Origin of the sequence: Xanthomonas sp. NCPPB 1638 (assembly GCF_041475635.2) — a bacterium.
Classification (GTDB): Bacteria; Pseudomonadota; Gammaproteobacteria; order Xanthomonadales; family Xanthomonadaceae; genus Xanthomonas; species Xanthomonas cucurbitae.
In genome coordinates this window covers 2709822-2727639 of the sequence record NZ_CM192984.1, presented here as the reverse complement: position 1 = coordinate 2727639, position 17818 = coordinate 2709822, and the positions used below count along the sequence as shown (strand labels likewise).

The window sequence follows — 17818 nt, the reverse complement described above, 5'->3', positions numbered from 1 at the left end:
CGTACAACTGAACGGTCTTTGCCATGGGTAATCGACCTCTTCCTGAAAAAATAGGTTCAATTTCAATCAGGCTTTCAACCCGTTGCTTCATGTAATTGGTCTTATTAACCGAGCCGATGCGTGAGCGCACGGGACAATACTTTTCAACGGATAATCGGCGAGCGAGGAGCTGGGTGTCACTCTTATATTTCTGCGAATCCTGGAGCTAGTGACTGCGTGACGACCATCCGCAACCACTCCACTCTAGAGGCTGCTTTTTCGGCAAAAAAATCGATAAATATTGCGCATTTTCGGCGATTAAAGTAAGCGAGCGCCGATTTTCGATGGATGAGCGAACGCGAGCAAACTATTCGACAATTTACGTGAGAGCCCATTTCGAATACAGGGGTTTGTGATATTAATCACAGTTTCACCGGCCTTGATTCGACTATTAATCCTTCACCGTTTTCAAGCGATTGGTATTAACAAGTTTGGTTGCTCCACGTGAGGAGCGGCGTCCCGTGCGCGTCATCAAGAATGAATTTTGAATGCATTGCCGCCAGCGGCAAGCACAGCCATGCATCGGCGCGGCGGTACTGCTGCGCCCGTCAGTCACCAGGGGGAAATAAAAATGAATCGTGCATTTGCGCTCGTCTGGAACGCCACCATCGGAAACTGGGTCGTCACGCATGAACTGGTGCGTCGGCGTCGCAAGCCCGGGGCGACGCGCAGGGCACTGCCGCAGCTGGTGATCCTGGCCGCGGGGGCGGCCGCTCCCGCCCTGGCCTGGTCGGCGTGTACACCGGCAGTGCCGGTGGCGGGTGCGACGGTCACCTGCACTGGGTTGGCAGGCATTGGCAATAGTTTTGCCAGCAGCGCGAACAATCTCACCATCAACGTGGCAGCGGGCACGCAGATGACGGCGGGGCTGCTGGGAGGAACCGCAGTGGCGCTTGGTGGCACCAATGCCACGCTCAACAACGCTGGCACGATCGATCCATCCATCCTCGGCCTGCTGTCGGTGTTGGGCACTGGTGTCACGATGGGCAATGCCAGCTCGACAGCAGTGACCGCCAACAATCTGGCCGGCGGCGCGATCTACGGCACCGGCGGCCTGATCGGGGCCAATCTGCTCAACCTCGACGGCATGGCATTGGGCATAACCTCGGCCAGCAACGGCACCGTGCAGATCAACAATGCCGGGCTCATCAGCAGCAGAGCGCTGTTGAATCTTTCGCTGCTGGGTGCGGACACCCCGGTGATCGCGGTCAGCGGTGGCGGTACCGTCAATGCCGTCAACACCAACACCATCGAAGGCCGGGTCGCGTTCCAGAGTTCGGCCGCGGGCAACACCTTCATCAACGGCGGCAGCATCACTGGCAGCGTGTCGATGGGAGCGGGCAGTACCAATACCTTCACCGCAGTCACCGGCAGCAGCATCAGCAGTGGCGGCGGGCTGGCGCTGGAAGTGCTGGGCCCCGGCGGACTGCTGAGCTTTGCGCGGACCGGCGTGGTGGATGGCGGTGCCGGCGGCAGCAATACCCTGTTGCTGCAGAACGCGGTGACCGGCACCGGGAGCGGAAATACGGGCTCGGGCACGTTGAGCACCGACCAGTACATCAATTTCAGCACCTTGCGCGTCAATAGCGGCACCTGGTCGCTGACCGGCGCAAGCAATTTCGGAAGCAGTGCGCTCAACGGTGGCGTGCTGCAAATGGCCACACCCGCGCAACTGGGGTCGGCGATCACCGCAAATGGCGGTGCACTGGAGGCCACGGCGGCCGGGCTGACCCTGGCCCCCAGCGCCGGCATCACGCTGGGTGCCGGCGGTTTGACCGTGCAGGGCAACACTGGCTACACCATCGGCAGCAGCATCACCGGCGCGGGCGGCCTGGTCAAAAACGGGATCGGTGGGCTGACCCTGACCGGCTCCAACAGCTTCAACGGGGGCGTCACCCTGGGCGGCGGGACGCTGACGGTGGGCAGCAACGATGCACTAGGCACCGGCACGGTGACTGCGGCCGGCGGCCTGCTGGACACCACCGCTCCCGTGACGCTCAGCAATGCGTTCGCGCTGGTCAATCCCCTGGGCGTGGGCGCAAGCGGCAACGCGCTCAGTCTGACCGGTACGCTGTCCGGGGCCGGCGGCCTCGACAAGACCGGGGCCGGTACGCTGGCGTTGAGCGGAAACAATACCTATCTCGGCGGCACCACGCTGGCGGCAGGCACCTTGCAGTTGGGCAGCAATTCCGCCCTGGGCAGCGGCGCGCTGAATGTCACCGGCGCAGCCAACCTCAGCGGCAGTGCGCCATTGACGGTGACCAACGCCGTCAACCTGGCCGGGCCCTTGAGCTGGACCGGCACGCAGGCGTTGACGCTGGCGGGCACCATCGACGGCAGCGGCAGCCTCATCAAAAGCGGCCTCGGCGATCTGACCCTGGCCAGCGGCAACAGCTATACCGGCGGCACCACCCTGAGCGCGGGGCGGCTGCTGGTCGGTGCCGGCGCCGCGCTGGGAACCGGCGGCCTGAACGCCAGCGGTGGCGTGCTCGATGCAAGCGCGGCGACCGTCGTCGGCAATACGCTGGCGCTCACCGGCACCTTGGGCGTTGGCAGCAATGGCACCGCGCTGACGCTGGCCGGCACCATCGCCGGCACCGGCGGGTTGAACAAACTGGGAGCCGGCACGCTCGCCTTGACTGGTCTCAATACCTACAGCGGGGGGACCACGCTCAGCGCGGGCACCTTGCAGCTTGGCAATGCCGCCGCACTCGGCGGCGGCGCATTGACAGTGGCTGGCAACGCCACGTTGCAGAACACCGCAGCCACCACCTTGAATACCGCCATCGCGTTGAACAGCGGTGCGCTGACCCTGGACGGCGCGCAGGCGCTGACGCTGAACGGCGCCATCGGCGGTGCGGGGAGCCTGGTCAAATCCGGCGCCGGCGATCTCACGCTTGGCGGCAATAATTTGTTCAGTGGCGGCACCACGCTGAGCGCGGGCAGGCTCACCATCGCCAGTGACACCGCACTTGGCCTGGGGACGCTCACTGCCGCCGCCGGCACCACGCTGGACACCCTGGCGATCAGCACACTCGCCAATGCCATTGCGTTGACGGGTCTGGTCAATATCGGCGGCAGTACCGCATTGAGCCTTACCGGGGACCTCAGCGGTCCCGGTGGCCTGGACAAGCTCGGTGCCGCCAGCCTGACCTTGAGCGGAAACAACAGCTACAACGGCGGCACGCGCCTGAGCGCGGGCAGCCTGGTGCTGGGCAGCGACGCCGCGCTGGGAAGCGGCACTCTGACCGTTGCCGGCGGCGTGCTCGATAGCACTGCGGCGCGCAGCCTGACCAACGCTGTCGTGCTGGATGCCGACCTGCAGCTGGCGGGCAGCCAGGACATCGCGCTCAATGGCCTGGTCGGCGGAAGTGCCGGCCTGGTCAAGAACGGCGCCGCGACCCTGGCACTGACCGGTGCCAATACCTTCGTCGGCGGCGTGGATCTCAATGGCGGCGCCTTGCTGGTTGGCAGCGCCACGGCGCTGGGCAGCGGCATCCTGACCGCCGCCAATGGCACTCAGTTGCAGGCCACGGTGGCCACCACGCTGGTCAATGATGTGGTCGTGAATGGCGCCCTGTCTGTGGTCGGAAACAATAGCCTTGGCCTGACCGGCAGCATCAGTGGAGCGGGTAGCCTCATCAAGCAAGGCGGCGGTGCGTTGAGCCTTGCCGGCAACAATCTCTACAGCGGTGGCACGCGGTTGGACGCGGGCACGTTGGTGGTGGGCAGCAACACCGCGCTCGGCACCGGTGCGCTCAGCGCCGCAGGCGGCACGCAGCTCACCGCCGGCACCGCGTTGGCGCTGCAGAACGCGCTGACGGTCGATGGGGCATTGGGCATCGATGGCCAGAACCTCACGCTCGATGGCGACATCGCTGGCGCGGGAAGTCTGCTCAAGAACGGCACACAAACACTCGTCCTCAATGGCACCAATAGTTGGTCGGGCGGGCTGCAACTGCAGGCCGGTACCGTGGTGGTGGGGAGCAACACCGCGCTGGGCACGGGCACGCTCAGCGCTGCGGCGGGCACCACGCTGGATGCCAGCAGCGCGGTGAGCTTGGCCAATGCGCTCACGTTGAACGGTGCGCTGACGCTGCCCGGCACGCAGGACATGGTGCTTGGCGGCGTCATCGGTGGCGTCGGCAGCCTCGTCAAGCAAGGCGGCGCCAGCTTGACGCTGGGCAACGCCAATACCTTCGACGGTGGCGTCGCGCTGGGGGGCGGGCGCCTGCTGCTCGGCACCGCCACGGCGATGGGCACGGGTGGTCTGTCGGTCGATGGGGTGGCCGAGCTTGATACCACCGCCGCGCTTGGCATCGACAACGCGTTGCAATTGAACAACCAGCTCACCCTGGTCGGCAGCAACGAGCTGGCATTGAACGGCGCAATCGCCGGCAGCGGCAGCCTGGTCAAGACCGGCGGCAGCACCGTGTCGCTCAATGCGGGCAACAGTTACACCGGCGGCACCACGCTTGTCGCCGGCACGCTCGCGGTCGGGGCCGATACTGCGCTGGGGAGCGGCAGCCTCTCGGTGACTGGCGCGTCGACCCTGAGCAATGCCATTGCCGTGGCCTTGAGCAATGGTATCGATCTGGGCGCTGCGCTCACCGTGGACAACGCGGCAGACATGCTGGCCAGCGGCAGCCTCGGCGGTGCCGGCGCGCTGACCAAGACCGGCCTGGGCACCTTGACGCTGAGCGGCAGCAACACCTACACCGGCCCGCTGGCGATCCAGAACGGTACCGTGGTGGCCAGCACGGCGGCGGCACTGGGCGCCCCGGGCACCATTGATATCGCGGCAGGCGCCGCGTTGAACCTGGTCGGCGGGGGGCTGATCGGCGCACTCAGCGGCGCCGGCAGCGTGGACATCGCTGCCGGCAGCACCCTGCAACTGGGCAGTGGCGACTTCGCCGGTGCGCTGGCAGGCGGCGGTGCGCTCGACAAGATCGGCACCGGCACGCTACGCCTGCTCGGCACCAGCGCGATCGGTGGCGCCACCCAGGTCAGTGGCGGCACCCTGGATGTCGTGGGCAACCTGGGCACGAGCGCGCTGGACGTCGGGCTGGGCGGCACCCTGACCGGTAGCGGCGGCAACGGGGCCATTGCCAGCGGCGTCACCATCGGCGATGGCGGCCGGCTGGCGTTGACCAGTGGCAGCTCGCTCAGTGTCGCAGGGCTGACCCTGGCCCCGGGCGCGTCGCTGGACGTGGCGCTGGCCGCGCCCAGCGTCACCCGGCTGCTCGCGGTCAACGGCGATCTGACCCTGGATGGGACGCTCAACATCACCGATCTGGGCGGCTTTGGAACCGGCGTCTATCGGCTGATCGACTACACCGGGGCACTGACCGACAACGGCGTGCTGTTCGGCAGCATTCCCGGCAGCATCGACATCAGCCAGCTGGCGCTGCAGACCGCGATCGGCCAGCAGATCAATCTGGTGGTCAGCGTGCCGGGCAGCATCGTGCAATTCTGGGATGGCGTGCAGACCACGGCCAACGGCAGCGTGGAAGGCGGCGCCGGTGTCTGGGGCGCGGCAACCAACTGGACCAACCAGAACGGGTCGATCAACAGCACCTGGCAAGGCGGTTTCGCGGTGTTTTCCGGCACCGCCGGCAGCGTGGGCATGCAGGGGATACAAGGCGTCGGCGGCCTGCAATTCGTCAGCGATGGCTATCAGCTCAGCGATGCCGGAGGCGGCGCGCTGGAGGTGAGTGCCCCGCTGACGGCGGTGCGTGTCGATCCCGGCGTCAGTGCCACGATCAATGTCGCCATCACCGGAGTCGGGGGCGTGCAGAAGCTCGACACCGGCACCCTGGTGCTCGTTGCGGCCAATACCTATGCCGGCGGCACCTCGCTCAGCGGCGGCACCCTGGTACTGGGCAATACGCAGGCGCTGGGCAGCGGCACCCTGACCGCGGCCACGGGGACCAGCCTGGATGCCACCCAGGCCTTGACCATCGGCAATGCGGTGGCGCTCGATGGCGCGGTGACGATGCTTGGCAGCAACGACCTGGGCCTGTCCGGAGCCATCGGCGGTACCGGAAGCCTTGTCAAGAACGGTGCCGCCACGCTCACGCTGGACGGCAACAACAGCTACCTCGGCGGTAGCGTTTTGAATGCCGGCAGCCTGGCACTGGGCAGCAATACCGCGCTGGGCGCCGGCAGCCTGTCGGTGCTGGGCGATGGCATCCTGAGCAATGCGGTCGCACTGACGCTGGGCAACAACATCGACCTGAGCGCCAATCTGGGCATTGCCAGCGCAGCGGATCTGACCTTGACCGGCGTACTGAGTGGCACCGGGGCGCTGACCAAGAGCGGCAACGGACGCCTGACCCTGTCCGGCGCCAATAGCGTCAGCGGCCCGGTGGCGGTGCAGGCCGGCGTGCTTGCCACCTCGGCCACCGGCTCGCTGGGCAGCGCCGGCACGGTGGATGTCGCCGCCGGTGCCGGACTGGCTCTGGGCAGCACGACGGCGTTGAATGCGGTGAGCGGGCAGGGCGAGGTCGCGATCGCCGGCGGCAGCACGCTGCAGCTGGGCGCCGACAACAGCGACCGGACTTTTGCCGGCAGCTTCAGTGATACCGGCAACCTGGACAAGCGCGGCAGCGGCACCTTGCAGCTCACCGGCACCAGCGCCCTGGGCGGCACCATCCAGGTCACCGGCGGCACGCTGGCGGTGGATGGCACGCTGGCCAGCGTTGGCGGCCTGAGCGTAGCCGCCGGCGCCACGCTGGGCGGCAGCGGCGTGGTCGATGCGGCAGTCACCGTCAACGATGGCGGCCGGCTGGTGGTCAACAGCGGTGCATTGCTGACCACCGGCAGCCTGAGCATGGCGCCCAACGCCACGCTCGACGCGTTCCTGGGAGTGCCCAGCCAGACAGGGGTCCTGGCGGTCAACGGCAACCTCACGCTGGACGGGACGCTCAACATCACCGATATCGGCGGTTTCGGCAGTGGCGTCTACCGCCTGATCGACTACACCGGTGCACTGACCGACAACGGCCTGGGCCTGGGCACGCTGCCTGTCAGCGTGGACCCTGCCCAGCTGACCGTGCAGACCGCGCTCGCCCAGCAGGTCAACGTGGTGGTGAATGCGCCCGGCAGCACGGTGCAATTCTGGGACGGCGCGCAGCTCATCGCCAATGGGGGCATCGACGGCGGCACCGGCACCTGGGTGGCGGGCGCCACCAACTGGACCGCGCTCGATGGCCTGACCAACAGCGATTGGCAGAATGGCTTCGCCGTCTTCGGCGGTAGCGCCGGTGTGGTGGACGTGCAGGGCAACCAGGGCATCACCGGCCTGCAATTCATCACCGACGGATATGTCCTGAGCGGCAGCGGCACGCTGAGCGCCAATGCCGCCAACACCATCATTCGGGTGGATCCCGGCGTCACCGGTACCATCGCGGCGTCCATCGGCGGCACTGGCACGCTGCAGAAGCTCGATACCGGCACCCTGGTGCTGGATGCGGCCAATACCTATGCCGGCGGCACGGCATTGAATGGCGGCAGCTTGCTGCTGGGCAATGCGCAGGCGCTTGGCAGCGGCGTGCTGACCGCCGCCGCCGGCACCGCGCTCGATGCCACGCAGGCACTGGCAGTGGGCAATGCGCTGGTGCTGGATGGCGCAGTGGGCGTGCTCGGCGGCAACGACCTGAGCCTGTCCGGCCTCATCAGCGGCGCTGGTGGCCTGGTCAAGAGCGGTTCGGCCACGCTGGCGCTCAGCGGTGCCAACAGCTATGTCGGCGGCACCGTGCTGGGCGACGGCACCCTGCTGGTCGGCAGTGACACCGCACTGGGGGGCGGCGCGTTGTCGGTGACCGGCGATTCGGTACTCGCCAATGCGGTCGCCACGGCATTGGGCAATACGGTCACGCTGGGTGCCACGCTCACCGTGGACACGCCCGCTGCGATGACGCTGGCCGGCGACATCGGCGGCAACGGTGCGCTGGTCAAGACCAATGCCGGCACCTTGACGCTGGCGGGCAACAACAGCTACGCCGGTGGCACCACGGTCGATGCCGGCACGCTGGTGGGCGATAGCGCCAGTCTGCAGGGCGCCATCGTCGACAACGCCACGCTGGTGTTCGATCAGGCCAGCGATGGCGTGTTCACTGGTTCGATCACCGGGACCGGCAGCGTCGTGAAGGACAGCGCCGGCACCTTGTTGCTCGACGGTGCCAACGGCTACACCGGCGGTACCCGCATCGTGGCCGGCAGCCTGATCGGCGACACCAGCAGCCTACAGGGCGATATCGCCAATGCCGCCACACTGGTCTTCGACCAGACTACCGGTGGCGTGTACGCGGGCGCGATCAGCGGCACCGGCGCACTGGAGAAAGCCGGCACCGGCGCGCTGCAGCTGACCGGGGCCAATAGCTATACCGGCGGCACGCTGCTCAGTGCAGGCAGTCTGATCGGCAACACCACCAGCCTGCAGGGCAATGTGGTGAACAATGCCACGTTGGTCTTCGACCAGGCTGGCGCCGGCAGTTTTGCCGGGGCGATCAACGGCTTGGGCAGCGTGGTGAAGCAGGGCGGCGGCGTGCTGACGCTGAATGGTGCCAACACCTACGGCGGCGGTACCAGCATCATCGGCGGCACCTTGCAAGGCAACGCCACCAGCCTGCAAGGCAACATCCTCAACAATGCCGTGCTGGCGTTCGACCAGGCCGGCGATGGCACATATGCCGGCAACATCACCGGCAGCGGTGCGTTCATCAAGACCGGTGCCGGTGCACTCACGCTGACGGGCGTCAACACCTATCTGGGCGGCACCACCATCACCGCCGGCAACCTGATCGGCAACACCAGCAGCCTGCCGGGCAATATCGTCAACAGTGCCACGCTGACCTTCCTGCAGAACATCAACGGGACGTATGCCGGCACGCTGTCGGGCGTGGGAACGCTGGTGAAGGATGGGCTGGGCACCTTGTTGCTCACCGCCAACAGCAGCGGTTTCACCGGGCCGACCGCCGTCAATGCCGGCACCCTGAGCGTTGGCAACGTCGCCAATCCGGGGGCCGCGCTTGGCGGGCCGGTCACGGTGGGGCCGGGCGGCACGCTCACTGGTGGTGGCACCATCGGCAGCCTGAATCTCGCTGGCGGCAGCCTGTTGATCGGTGGCAGCAACGGCACCCTCAGCGTGGACGGCACTGCCACGTTCGGCAGCGGGTCCACCCTGCAGGTCACACCGGGCGCAGACGGAACGGTGACGCCGGTAGCGGTCGGCGGTGCAGCGGTGGTCGCGCCAGGCAACACCTTGCAGTTGGTGCGCGGTACCGAACTGTTGCCGTTCACCCAGATTCCTGTCCTCAACGCCGCCGGCGGGGTGAGCGGGCAATTCAGCAACGTTGTTTCCGACCACGCCTTCCTTGAGCCCAGCGTGAGCAGCAGCGCCACCGGTTTGTCGGTTCAGTTGGGTCGCAATACCGTGGCGATGGTCGAAACGGTCACCCCCCCCAACCAGCAAGCCGCTGCCGCCGGCGTGGACAGCCTGCCCATCACCAACCCGGTGTATCAGTCGGTTGTGCGTCTGCCCAACGATCCTGCGGCGATCGCCATCGCCTTTACCTCGCTGTCGGGCGAAAGCCATGCCAGCACCGCCACCGCCCTGCTGGATAGCCGCTTCCTCGCCAGCGGTATCGGCAACCATCTGCGCGGCGACAGCCAGGACACCCAGGTCGGCCAGACCACGGTCTGGATCACTGGACGCAGCCTGCCCAACCGGATCGACGGCGATGCGCAAACGCATTCGGTGCGCCGCGAAGACAACGGCCTCATGGCCGGCGCCGAACGTCGCATTGGCGAGCGCAGCGCGATCGGCGTCGCGTTGGGCAACCAGGACATCGAAAGCTGGTCGCGGGAGTGGGGCGACCGTGCCCGGATCGATGGCACGCATGCGGGTATCTACGGCCAATTCGCCGGGTCCGCGTTCTCCCTGCACGCTGCGGTGGACTACGCCGACTACACGGTGGATGCCACGCGTCGTGTGCTGCTGCCGGGCGTGCTCGAAGAACGCCTCACCAGCGACTACGATGCCACCGCCGTCACCGCCTCGCTGGAAGCATCCTGGCAGTGGCGTAGCGGCGATGCGGTCTACAGCCCATTCCTTGCCGCCGACTACACCCGCCTGAAGACCGATGGTTTCAGCGAACGCGGAGGCATTTCCGGATTGGCGGTGCAGGGCGCCACCGACGAGTTCGTCACCAGCACCCTGGGCCTGCGCGGTCGCTGGGCGCTTGCCGAACCGGCGGCCCTGTACGCATCGCTGGGCTGGCGACATGCCTTCGGTGATCGTGTGGTGCGGCGGTCGGCCGGCTTCGTCGGTACGCAGGCGCCATTTACGGTGCACGGCGTCAGCCTGGCCAAGAACGCAGCGATTGGCGAGGTGGGACTCAGCCTGGTCACCTCGCCCAACAGCCGCATGTCGGTGTCCTTGCAAGGACTCAACGGTGACGGCCAGACCGCCTATGGAGGACAGCTGAGCTGGGGTTGGAGTTTCTGACCGGCCGCAGTAGCGCGGCATCGAAACACCCACGCCCCGGTTCTGCCGGGGCGTGGGCATTGTCTGCTTCGCCGCGCAACCGCGGTGCGGTCAGAACTGCCAGCGCACGCCGACGTTGGCGTTGACGCTGTCGGCATCGGAGCGAGCGCGCTCGGCGCCGATGTTGCCGTACACCGAAAACGCCGCGTTGACCTGGTAGCGGACCCCGAGCGAGGCGCGCAGCGCCTGTCTGGAAACCGGCTCGCCCGCCACGGTGAAGCGCGCTTCCGGCAATCCGGTGAACCAGGCGGTGAAGTCGGTGGACGGGTTGCCCAGCACCGAGCGATACGCCAGCAGGCCGTCCAGGCCCCAATTCCCGCGCGTCAGGTGCCCGCGCACGCCGGCCTCGGCGTAACCGACACGCACGGTGTCGCTGCCCGCGCTCAGCCCAAGACCGGTGAGCGAGGCTTCACCGAACGCATCCTGGGTCTGGTTGACCACACCGGCGGCAACGAACGGCGACAGCCCCGCATGCGGCAGCAGACCGAGTTCGGCACGCAGCGACCAGTGGGTGTCGTGGCGGCGATCATGCAGCCGCTCGCCGATGCCGCCGGCCTGCACGTTGCGTTCGGTGTCCACATTGCTCATGCCGTAAGCGCCAATGCCCGAGACATAGGCCTGACCGATCGGCTGATACAGATACGCGGTCAGCGCATAGCGGTCCGCGCGCAGACGGCTGGCCGAGGCGTCCACGTGTGCACGATCCTGTCCGGAGGTCACCGCCGCACCGACGATGGTGCCGGCGCCCCCCACCGGCAGATCCACGCCGAGGGTGGTGGCCTGCTGGGTGTAGTCGGCCGCGGCAAACCCACTGCGGGTCAGATCGCCATCCAGGTAGCTGCCCTGCATCCAGGTGGTCAGCGTGGTGGTGTCGGCCAGGTAGGGCAACCGATCAGCGGCAATCCGCGCGTCGTTGAGCGCAGACTGCACCCCGAGCGTGCGCTCGACGCCATGCACCTGGCCAGCCAGGGTCGGCAACGAGGCAGACACCTGCGCATCGGACGCGCCGATCAGCGCGCCGGTGGCGGTGAGCAAGCCGCCCAGGTTGGCGGTATCGCCGGCAGCCACGCGCGTGTCCAACGCCTTGACCAGCGTATCGGCCTGCTTGGCACCATTGACCACCGCCTGCGGTGCCCCCGCCGCCTGCGCACTGGCGGCCGAGGCGTTGCGGGTCAGCGTGGCAGTGACCGATGTTGGCGCATAGCTCAGCGCCGCGGTCCAGAAGAAGTTGTTGGCGTACTGCACGCGGTCGAAACTACCCAGCAGCGTTCCGGCAGTGACGATCCGCTCGGTGCTACCGACGTTGTAGCCGGCTGCTTCGGGCAGCAACAGCAGATTGCCTTTCAGGCTGGCCTGGCCGGTGACGATCAGCCCCGTGCCGAGTTGGATGGCGGTGGTGCCGGTGCTGTTGACCAGGCTGTAGCCACCGTTGATGACGCCACCGCGCGATTCGAAGGTGGCGGAGTTGAGCACGATGACGTCCGAGCGCAGGCGGCCGGTCAGCGCCAGCACGCCATCGCTGACGCTGGTGCCGCCGCTGTAGCTGTTGTCGCCGCTCAGGGTGAGCCGGCCGGCGCCGTTCTTGGTCAGGCTGCCAGATCCGGAGATGGCGTTGCTGAAGGTGCTGTCGTAGCCGGCGCCCACGTTGGCCGCCCAGTTGCTGGCGAACTGCCCCGGACCCTTGATTGCCTTGGCCGCGTTGACCAGGCCCCAGCCGTACAGCGCATCCACGCCAGGATCCCCCAGGTCGGTGGCGGTGGTGAGCAGGGTCTGTTGCAGGTTCACGGCGCTCATCCACGGATACACGCCCAGCACCTGTGCGGCAACGCCACTGACGGCCGCGGTGGAGAACGAGGTGCCGGCGACCTGGCCTTGCAGTTCGGTCGTGGCCAGCGCCGGGGCGGTGACGCTGCCCGGTGCCACCAGGCACCACGGCGCGGCGGCGCCGCAATGGTTGGAGTAGCTGGTCAGCCCGGCCGGGTTGCCCACGCTGTCCACGGTGATCGCGCCCACCGCCAGCCAGTTGTTGCGGACGCTGGCCTCCTGCACCGGCGTGGCCGCCGGGTAGGCCGCCTCGGCCTCACCGGCGTTACCGGTGGCCGCCACGATCAGTGCATCGGCCTGAACCAGCGGCGTCAGCGCGAAACGCCAGGCCAGGGCGGCATTGGCGCTACTGGCGGCATCGGCGTACGAGGCACCGATCGACAGGTTGGCGATGCGCGTGCCTGCAGCCGCCAGCGCCACTGCCGCGCGGCGGGCCTGCTGGGTGCCACAGGAGTTCTCGGCGCAGATGCGCGCATACAGCAGGTCGGCATCCGGCGCGATGCCGCCGCCGAATCCCTCCTGCGCCGAACCCACCACCAGCGCGGAAATCACCGTGCCATGACCACGCAGTGCATTGGACGTCGACTCCGGTGCCCCAGGAGCGTCGGTGTAGTCGGCGAAGCTATCGATCTTGCCACTGATCGGGACATAGCTCGCGTAGAGGTTGTCGTCGAGCACCGCCACCTTCACTCCCTGGCCCCTCGCGCCGGCTTGCTGCGCCAGATCGGCGTTGGTGGCAACCAGCAGGTTGCTGCCGACGCCCTGATAACGGGCAGGTGCGGGAGCCGGAGCTGGAGCGGTCCTGGGCAGCGGGTCGGACGTGGTGACCGGGGGAGGGGTGGTGGGGGGAGTAGTAGGCGTAGTCGGAGCGGTCGGAGCCGGCCCGATCACGGTGCTCTGCGGCGGGTCGTTACGTACATTGCCGCCACCGCCACCGCCACCACAGGCGGTCAGGACGAGGCAGGAGGCGATGGTGGTGGCGAGCAGCGAACGATTCATGGGCAGATGATTCCGTTGGTCAGACGCGCCGCCACGGCTGACGGCCTGGTTAGCGCAAGGTCCCGTCACCGGCAACGCACCGGTACGGCATTGAGTTCACGTGTTAATCACCTCGACAGCAGCATCGCCGTCCCCTCGGGATGCATCACTTGCTCATGCGCTCAAGCCGCAATCTGGTTGTCGAGTGCTTACGAGAATGTTTAACGGCGCTGTCGTTCCGGTCTAAAATCTGAATGGACAGTTGTTATTCAGAGAAATCCCGCCTGCCACTGGGCTGATTGCTACAAATCATCGTCGCAAGGCATTGCGCGGCCTCGACCACACACTATTTGCATCAGCGAACTCAAGTGGTTTGCATCGCATTTTTCATGGGGCGACAATCCTAAATGCGACTTGGGCCGCATGGCATCAGGGATTTCAGTCAAGGATGTCGGTACATTTCCTACACCATTCCAAAGCAACGGTTAGCTTCAGTAACGGACTCTACCTATCGAATGGTGGTCTGAGGCGATCGGTATAACGGATGCATCAGTGCGCGAAATTTTAGTAGCGATAATCGCCGTGAGCAGCTGCATCGCGCTGTGTTCAGGATTGTGTGAAATTAACGCAAATCCGCACGGAGGAGTATTTCTGGCATATCTGTCGCCTGGATCGGCGAAGATTCGAAGAGGATTGATATATTCGCGATAAACCAGTGGTTCGCAGGTGCGAGGCCCGCGCCGGGAAGTATATCGACCAATGATTATTCAAGATTGCCGATAGCGCGCAGGATGCGTTTGCCACACTGGACAAGCCGATCCAGACACACAACACGCCCTCCGGCAGGCCGCCAGCCCACCTGCGCAAGGTCCCCGAGCGTGGCCTGCTCGTCACACGCACACTGGCAGCATCGGAACGGTTCGTCATTGCCCCAACGAGTCCGCCATGAACGCTACCGCTGTCCACGCCCGCCCATGGGTCATTCATCCATTGCATGCTGCCGTGCTCTGCGGCATGTGGCCGTTGTTCCTCGGTGCGCTGGCAAGCGACTATGCCTACTGGAGCAGTTACCAGATTCAATGGAGCAATTTCGCGTCATGGCTGCTGGTCGGGGCGATGCTGCTGACCACGCTGGCCCTGGTGTTCGCGCTTGTCGGGCTGCTGCGTGGCAGCCGCCATGTGATCTACCCCGTTGCCCTGGTCGCCACCTGGGTCGCGGGCTTTCTCGACGCCCTGCATCACGCACGCGATGCCTGGGCAATCATGCCGGCGGCCCTGACGCTATCGGCGATCGCAACACTGTTTGCCCTGGTCGCCACCTGGGCCGGATTGTCCGGCCTGCGCGTCGGAGGTGCACGATGAATCGCTACCTGCAGCTGGCAACCGTTTCCGCGCTTGCCGCCGCCCTGGCCGCATGCAGCAAGGCTCCCGATCTCAACCAGCTCGGTGCCGCCCCGGAGCTGCCGGCGCCCGAACGCGGCATCTTGCCGGACATGACCATCGCCGAACCCGCGGCATGGAACGACCGCACCCCGACCGTGCCCGCCGGCTACCGCATTGCCGCCATCGCGACCGGCCTGGGCATTCCCCGCCAGACCCTGGTGTTGCCCAATGGCGACATTTTGGTGGCCGAAGGACGCGGCGGGTCGGCTCCCAAGCTCAAGCCCAAGGACATCATCGCCGGTCCCATCAAGGCAAAGGGCACCACCCAGGTCAAGAGCGGCAATCGCCTGACGCTGTTGCGCGACACCAATGGCGACGGCGTCTACGAGCTGAAAACCGTCTTCGCCGACAAGCTCAACGCGCCCTACGGCCTCGCACTGATCGGCGACGCGTTGTATGTCGCCAACCAGGATGCCCTGTTGCGCTTCGCGTATCGGGACGGCCAGACCAAGGCCGAGGGTACGCCCATCAAGGTGACCGACCTGCCGTCGGCCATCAATCACCACTGGACCAAGGCGCTGACCGCCAGTGCCGACGGCCGCTACCTGTATGTCGGGATCGGGTCCAACAGCAACATCACCGAACGCGGCATGGTGGCCGAAGTGGATCGCGCACAGGTCTGGCAGGTGGATGCGGCCACCGGTGCGCACAGGTCCTACGCCACCGGCCTGCGCAATCCTACGGCGCTGGCCATCCAGCCAGGCACCGGCGCGCTGTGGGCAGTGGTCAACGAACGCGACGAGATCGGGCCGAACCTGGTGCCCGATTACCTGACCTCGGTGCGCGACGGCGGGTTCTATGGCTGGCCCTATAGCTACTGGGGCAAGAACGTAGACACCCGGGTCATGCCGCAGGACCCGGCCAAGGTGGCTGCCGCCATCACCCCGGACTACGCGCTGGGCTCGCACGTCGCCGCGTTGGGCGTTGCGTTCTCGTCGGCGGCCATGGGCGCCAAATTCGCCGACGGGGCGTTCGTGGGCGAACACGGCAGCTGGAACCGCAATCCGCAGGTTGGCTACAAAGTGGTGTTTGTGCCGTTCCGCGATGGACGGCCGGCCGGCGCGCCGGTGGACGTGGTCTCCGGCTTTCTCGGCGAAGATGGCAAGACCCGCGGACGCCCGGTGGGGGTGACCGTGGACCCGCGCGGCGCATTGATCGTGGCCGACGACCTGGCCAACGTGATCTGGCGCATCACCCCCGACATGGCGCCTGCAACGGCCGCTTCGCCGGCAGCCACTGCGCGCTGACCTCGCTGCATCCCGCCTTTCATCGCGGATGCGCGTGTGCAACGCAAAAGCCCCGCACTGCGGGGCTCCTGGCGCAGGCGATTTACACGCCAGTGCGAGGTAGTGCGAACAGCGCTAGCTCAAGGCAGATCGCACTTGATCTTGGCATCCACGTAATAGGGCTTGGGTACCTCCGGGTTGGCGCTGGTTTTTTCGAACACCACCTCGAACGAGGCCATGTCGACCTTGCCCTGACGGCCCTGGCAGGCGTCCTGCAGCTTCTTCTTGACCGCTGCAATGCCCGCATCGCGATTGGCACCGTCGGCGCTGTTGGTCAGGTTGGCCACTTCCGCGAACGCCACCGGGCTCAGCCCGAGCAGGGCTCCGGCAAGGATGGCTCTGTGCAGTTTCTTCATACGATCTCCTTTGCAATGTCCTTGAATGCAGTACGGCCCACGCGCAGCGCACGGGCTGCAACGCGCGCCCAGCATAGGGACGGCGCGTTAAGCGCAAGTGCGCGTCAGCGGTTGTCATGCCTGGGTGGCGGCGCTACACGGCTCCGGCTCCAGCGGTACTCAGACCCAGCGGTACTCAGAAGTAGCGCAGCCACGCCAGATCGCGCCGGCGCGCCTTCAGCCGGGCAAAGGCGCGGGTGGGGTAGTACAGCGCCAGGATCAGAACCGCCGCAGTCAGCCAGAGCATGCCCACACAGTCCATGCCGTAGTAGCGGCCGTGATTGGTTCCAAACGCGGCCACCGCAGCGAGATACAGCAGTTTCAGCACATACAGGTGCAGCACGTAGAAGAACATCGGCGCGGCGCCGAAGTCGGTGAGCGGCGCCAGCAGGCGCGCTATCCAAGGTGTTTCATAGGCGCGCAGCAGCAGCAGGCCGATGCCCACGGTAAACAGCACGAACAATAGCGAAGGCGGGTACTTGGTGAGGTTGAAGAAGCTCATCAACGCAGTGAGCGCATCGGCATCAAGTTGCCACGGCGCATCGCCGTACACATTGATCAGGCGCAACGCCGCGAACGCCGCGAGCATGCCCCAGCCACTGCGCAGCAGCAGCCGGCGCCGCTGCACGGGTGAGGTGTCGCGGCCGAACCAGGGGCCAAGCACATAGCCCAGGACGATGATGCCGATCCAGGGCAGTACCGGATACGAGGTCCGGACCGGGATGCCGCCCACCTCGAACCAGCCGCGCTCATGCAGGATTGCCCACACCACATGCCAGGCGGTGCCATCGCTGGCGACGACGCCGTCGAGCAGGTTGTGGCCGGCGATGACGATGGCCGCGATTGCCGCCAAGGCTGCGCGCGGCAGCCACAGCAGCAGCGACAGGGCCAGCATGCTCACGCCGATCGCCCAGATCACCTGCAGGTAGAACACGCTGGGCGGTAGCTGGAAATTCCAGCCGAGATTGACCACGGTCAGTTCCAGCACGATCAGGAACAGGCCACGCTTGAACAGGAACAGGCTGGTGGCCTTGCGCGAATCAGCCTGGCGGCTGCCGTACAGCCAGGCCGACAAGCCGGTGAGCAACACGAACACCGGAGCGCACAAATGGGCCAACACGCGCGACAGGAACAGCGCAGGTTCGACCTGGTCCAGATCTACCGGATCGGCCAGTTGGCGATGCAGATAAAAAGTGTCGCGGACGTGGTCCAGCAGCATGATCAGGATCACCGTGCCACGCAGGGCATCGATGGAGGACAGACGTGTAGTGGTAACGGACTTGAAAGTCATCGACGACCCTTGC

General features: G+C 66.3%; 6 protein-coding genes. 3 read left to right on the top strand and 3 right to left on the bottom strand.

All coding sequences use genetic code 11. The annotated features are described in order from the left end of the window. Window positions 1-610 precede the first annotated feature (610 nt). Complete coding sequence (locus tag ACCQ13_RS11680) at window positions 611-10549, top strand: autotransporter-associated beta strand repeat-containing protein (protein WP_274391953.1); 9939 nt, start codon at window positions 611-613, stop codon at window positions 10547-10549. 90 nt (window positions 10550-10639) lie between these two features. On the opposite strand, the gene ACCQ13_RS11675 is transcribed toward ACCQ13_RS11680, so the two are convergent. Next, the gene (locus ACCQ13_RS11675; RefSeq protein ID WP_274391952.1) at window positions 10640-13411 is read right to left on the bottom strand and encodes a S8 family serine peptidase; all 2772 of its coding nucleotides are present in this window, start codon (window positions 13409-13411) and stop codon (window positions 10640-10642) included. 924 nt (window positions 13412-14335) lie between these two features. On the opposite strand from ACCQ13_RS11675, the gene ACCQ13_RS11670 reads away from it, so the two are divergent. Both ACCQ13_RS11670 and ACCQ13_RS11665 read left to right on the top strand, forming a co-directional pair. Next, window positions 14336-14752, top strand: a complete 417-nt coding sequence (locus tag ACCQ13_RS11670) for a DUF2231 domain-containing protein (protein WP_104604658.1) — start codon at window positions 14336-14338, stop codon at window positions 14750-14752. Next, window positions 14749-16080 carry a PQQ-dependent sugar dehydrogenase gene (locus tag ACCQ13_RS11665; RefSeq protein WP_104604656.1) on the top strand — a complete coding sequence of 444 codons (1332 nt, stop codon included), beginning with the start codon at window positions 14749-14751 and terminating at the stop codon, window positions 16078-16080. Before ACCQ13_RS11670 ends, ACCQ13_RS11665 begins: the two co-directional genes overlap by 4 nt. A 119-nt stretch (window positions 16081-16199) precedes the next feature. On the opposite strand, the gene ACCQ13_RS11660 is transcribed toward ACCQ13_RS11665, so the two are convergent. After that, a complete protein-coding gene (locus ACCQ13_RS11660) occupies window positions 16200-16475 on the bottom strand; it encodes a hypothetical protein (RefSeq protein WP_104604654.1) in 276 nt (91 codons plus the stop codon). A 175-nt stretch (window positions 16476-16650) separates the two neighbouring features. Next, window positions 16651-17805, bottom strand: coding sequence for an acetyltransferase domain-containing protein (locus ACCQ13_RS11655; protein ID WP_104604652.1), 1155 nt, complete (start codon window positions 17803-17805; stop codon window positions 16651-16653). Between the last annotated feature and the right edge of the window lie 13 nt (window positions 17806-17818).

Excerpts from the sequence above, each read along its gene's own strand:
- ACCQ13_RS11660 (WP_104604654.1), bottom strand. The coding sequence starts at position 16,475 with ATGAAGAAACTGCACAGAGCCATCCTTGCCGGAGCCCTGCTCGGGCTG.
- ACCQ13_RS11670 (WP_104604658.1), top strand. The coding sequence starts at position 14,336 with ATGAACGCTACCGCTGTCCACGCCCGCCCATGGGTCATTCATCCATTG.
- ACCQ13_RS11680 (WP_274391953.1), top strand. The coding sequence starts at position 611 with ATGAATCGTGCATTTGCGCTCGTCTGGAACGCCACCATCGGAAACTGG.
- ACCQ13_RS11655 (WP_104604652.1), bottom strand. The coding sequence starts at position 17,805 with ATGACTTTCAAGTCCGTTACCACTACACGTCTGTCCTCCATCGATGCC.
- ACCQ13_RS11675 (WP_274391952.1), bottom strand. The coding sequence starts at position 13,411 with ATGAATCGTTCGCTGCTCGCCACCACCATCGCCTCCTGCCTCGTCCTG.
- ACCQ13_RS11665 (WP_104604656.1), top strand. The coding sequence starts at position 14,749 with ATGAATCGCTACCTGCAGCTGGCAACCGTTTCCGCGCTTGCCGCCGCC.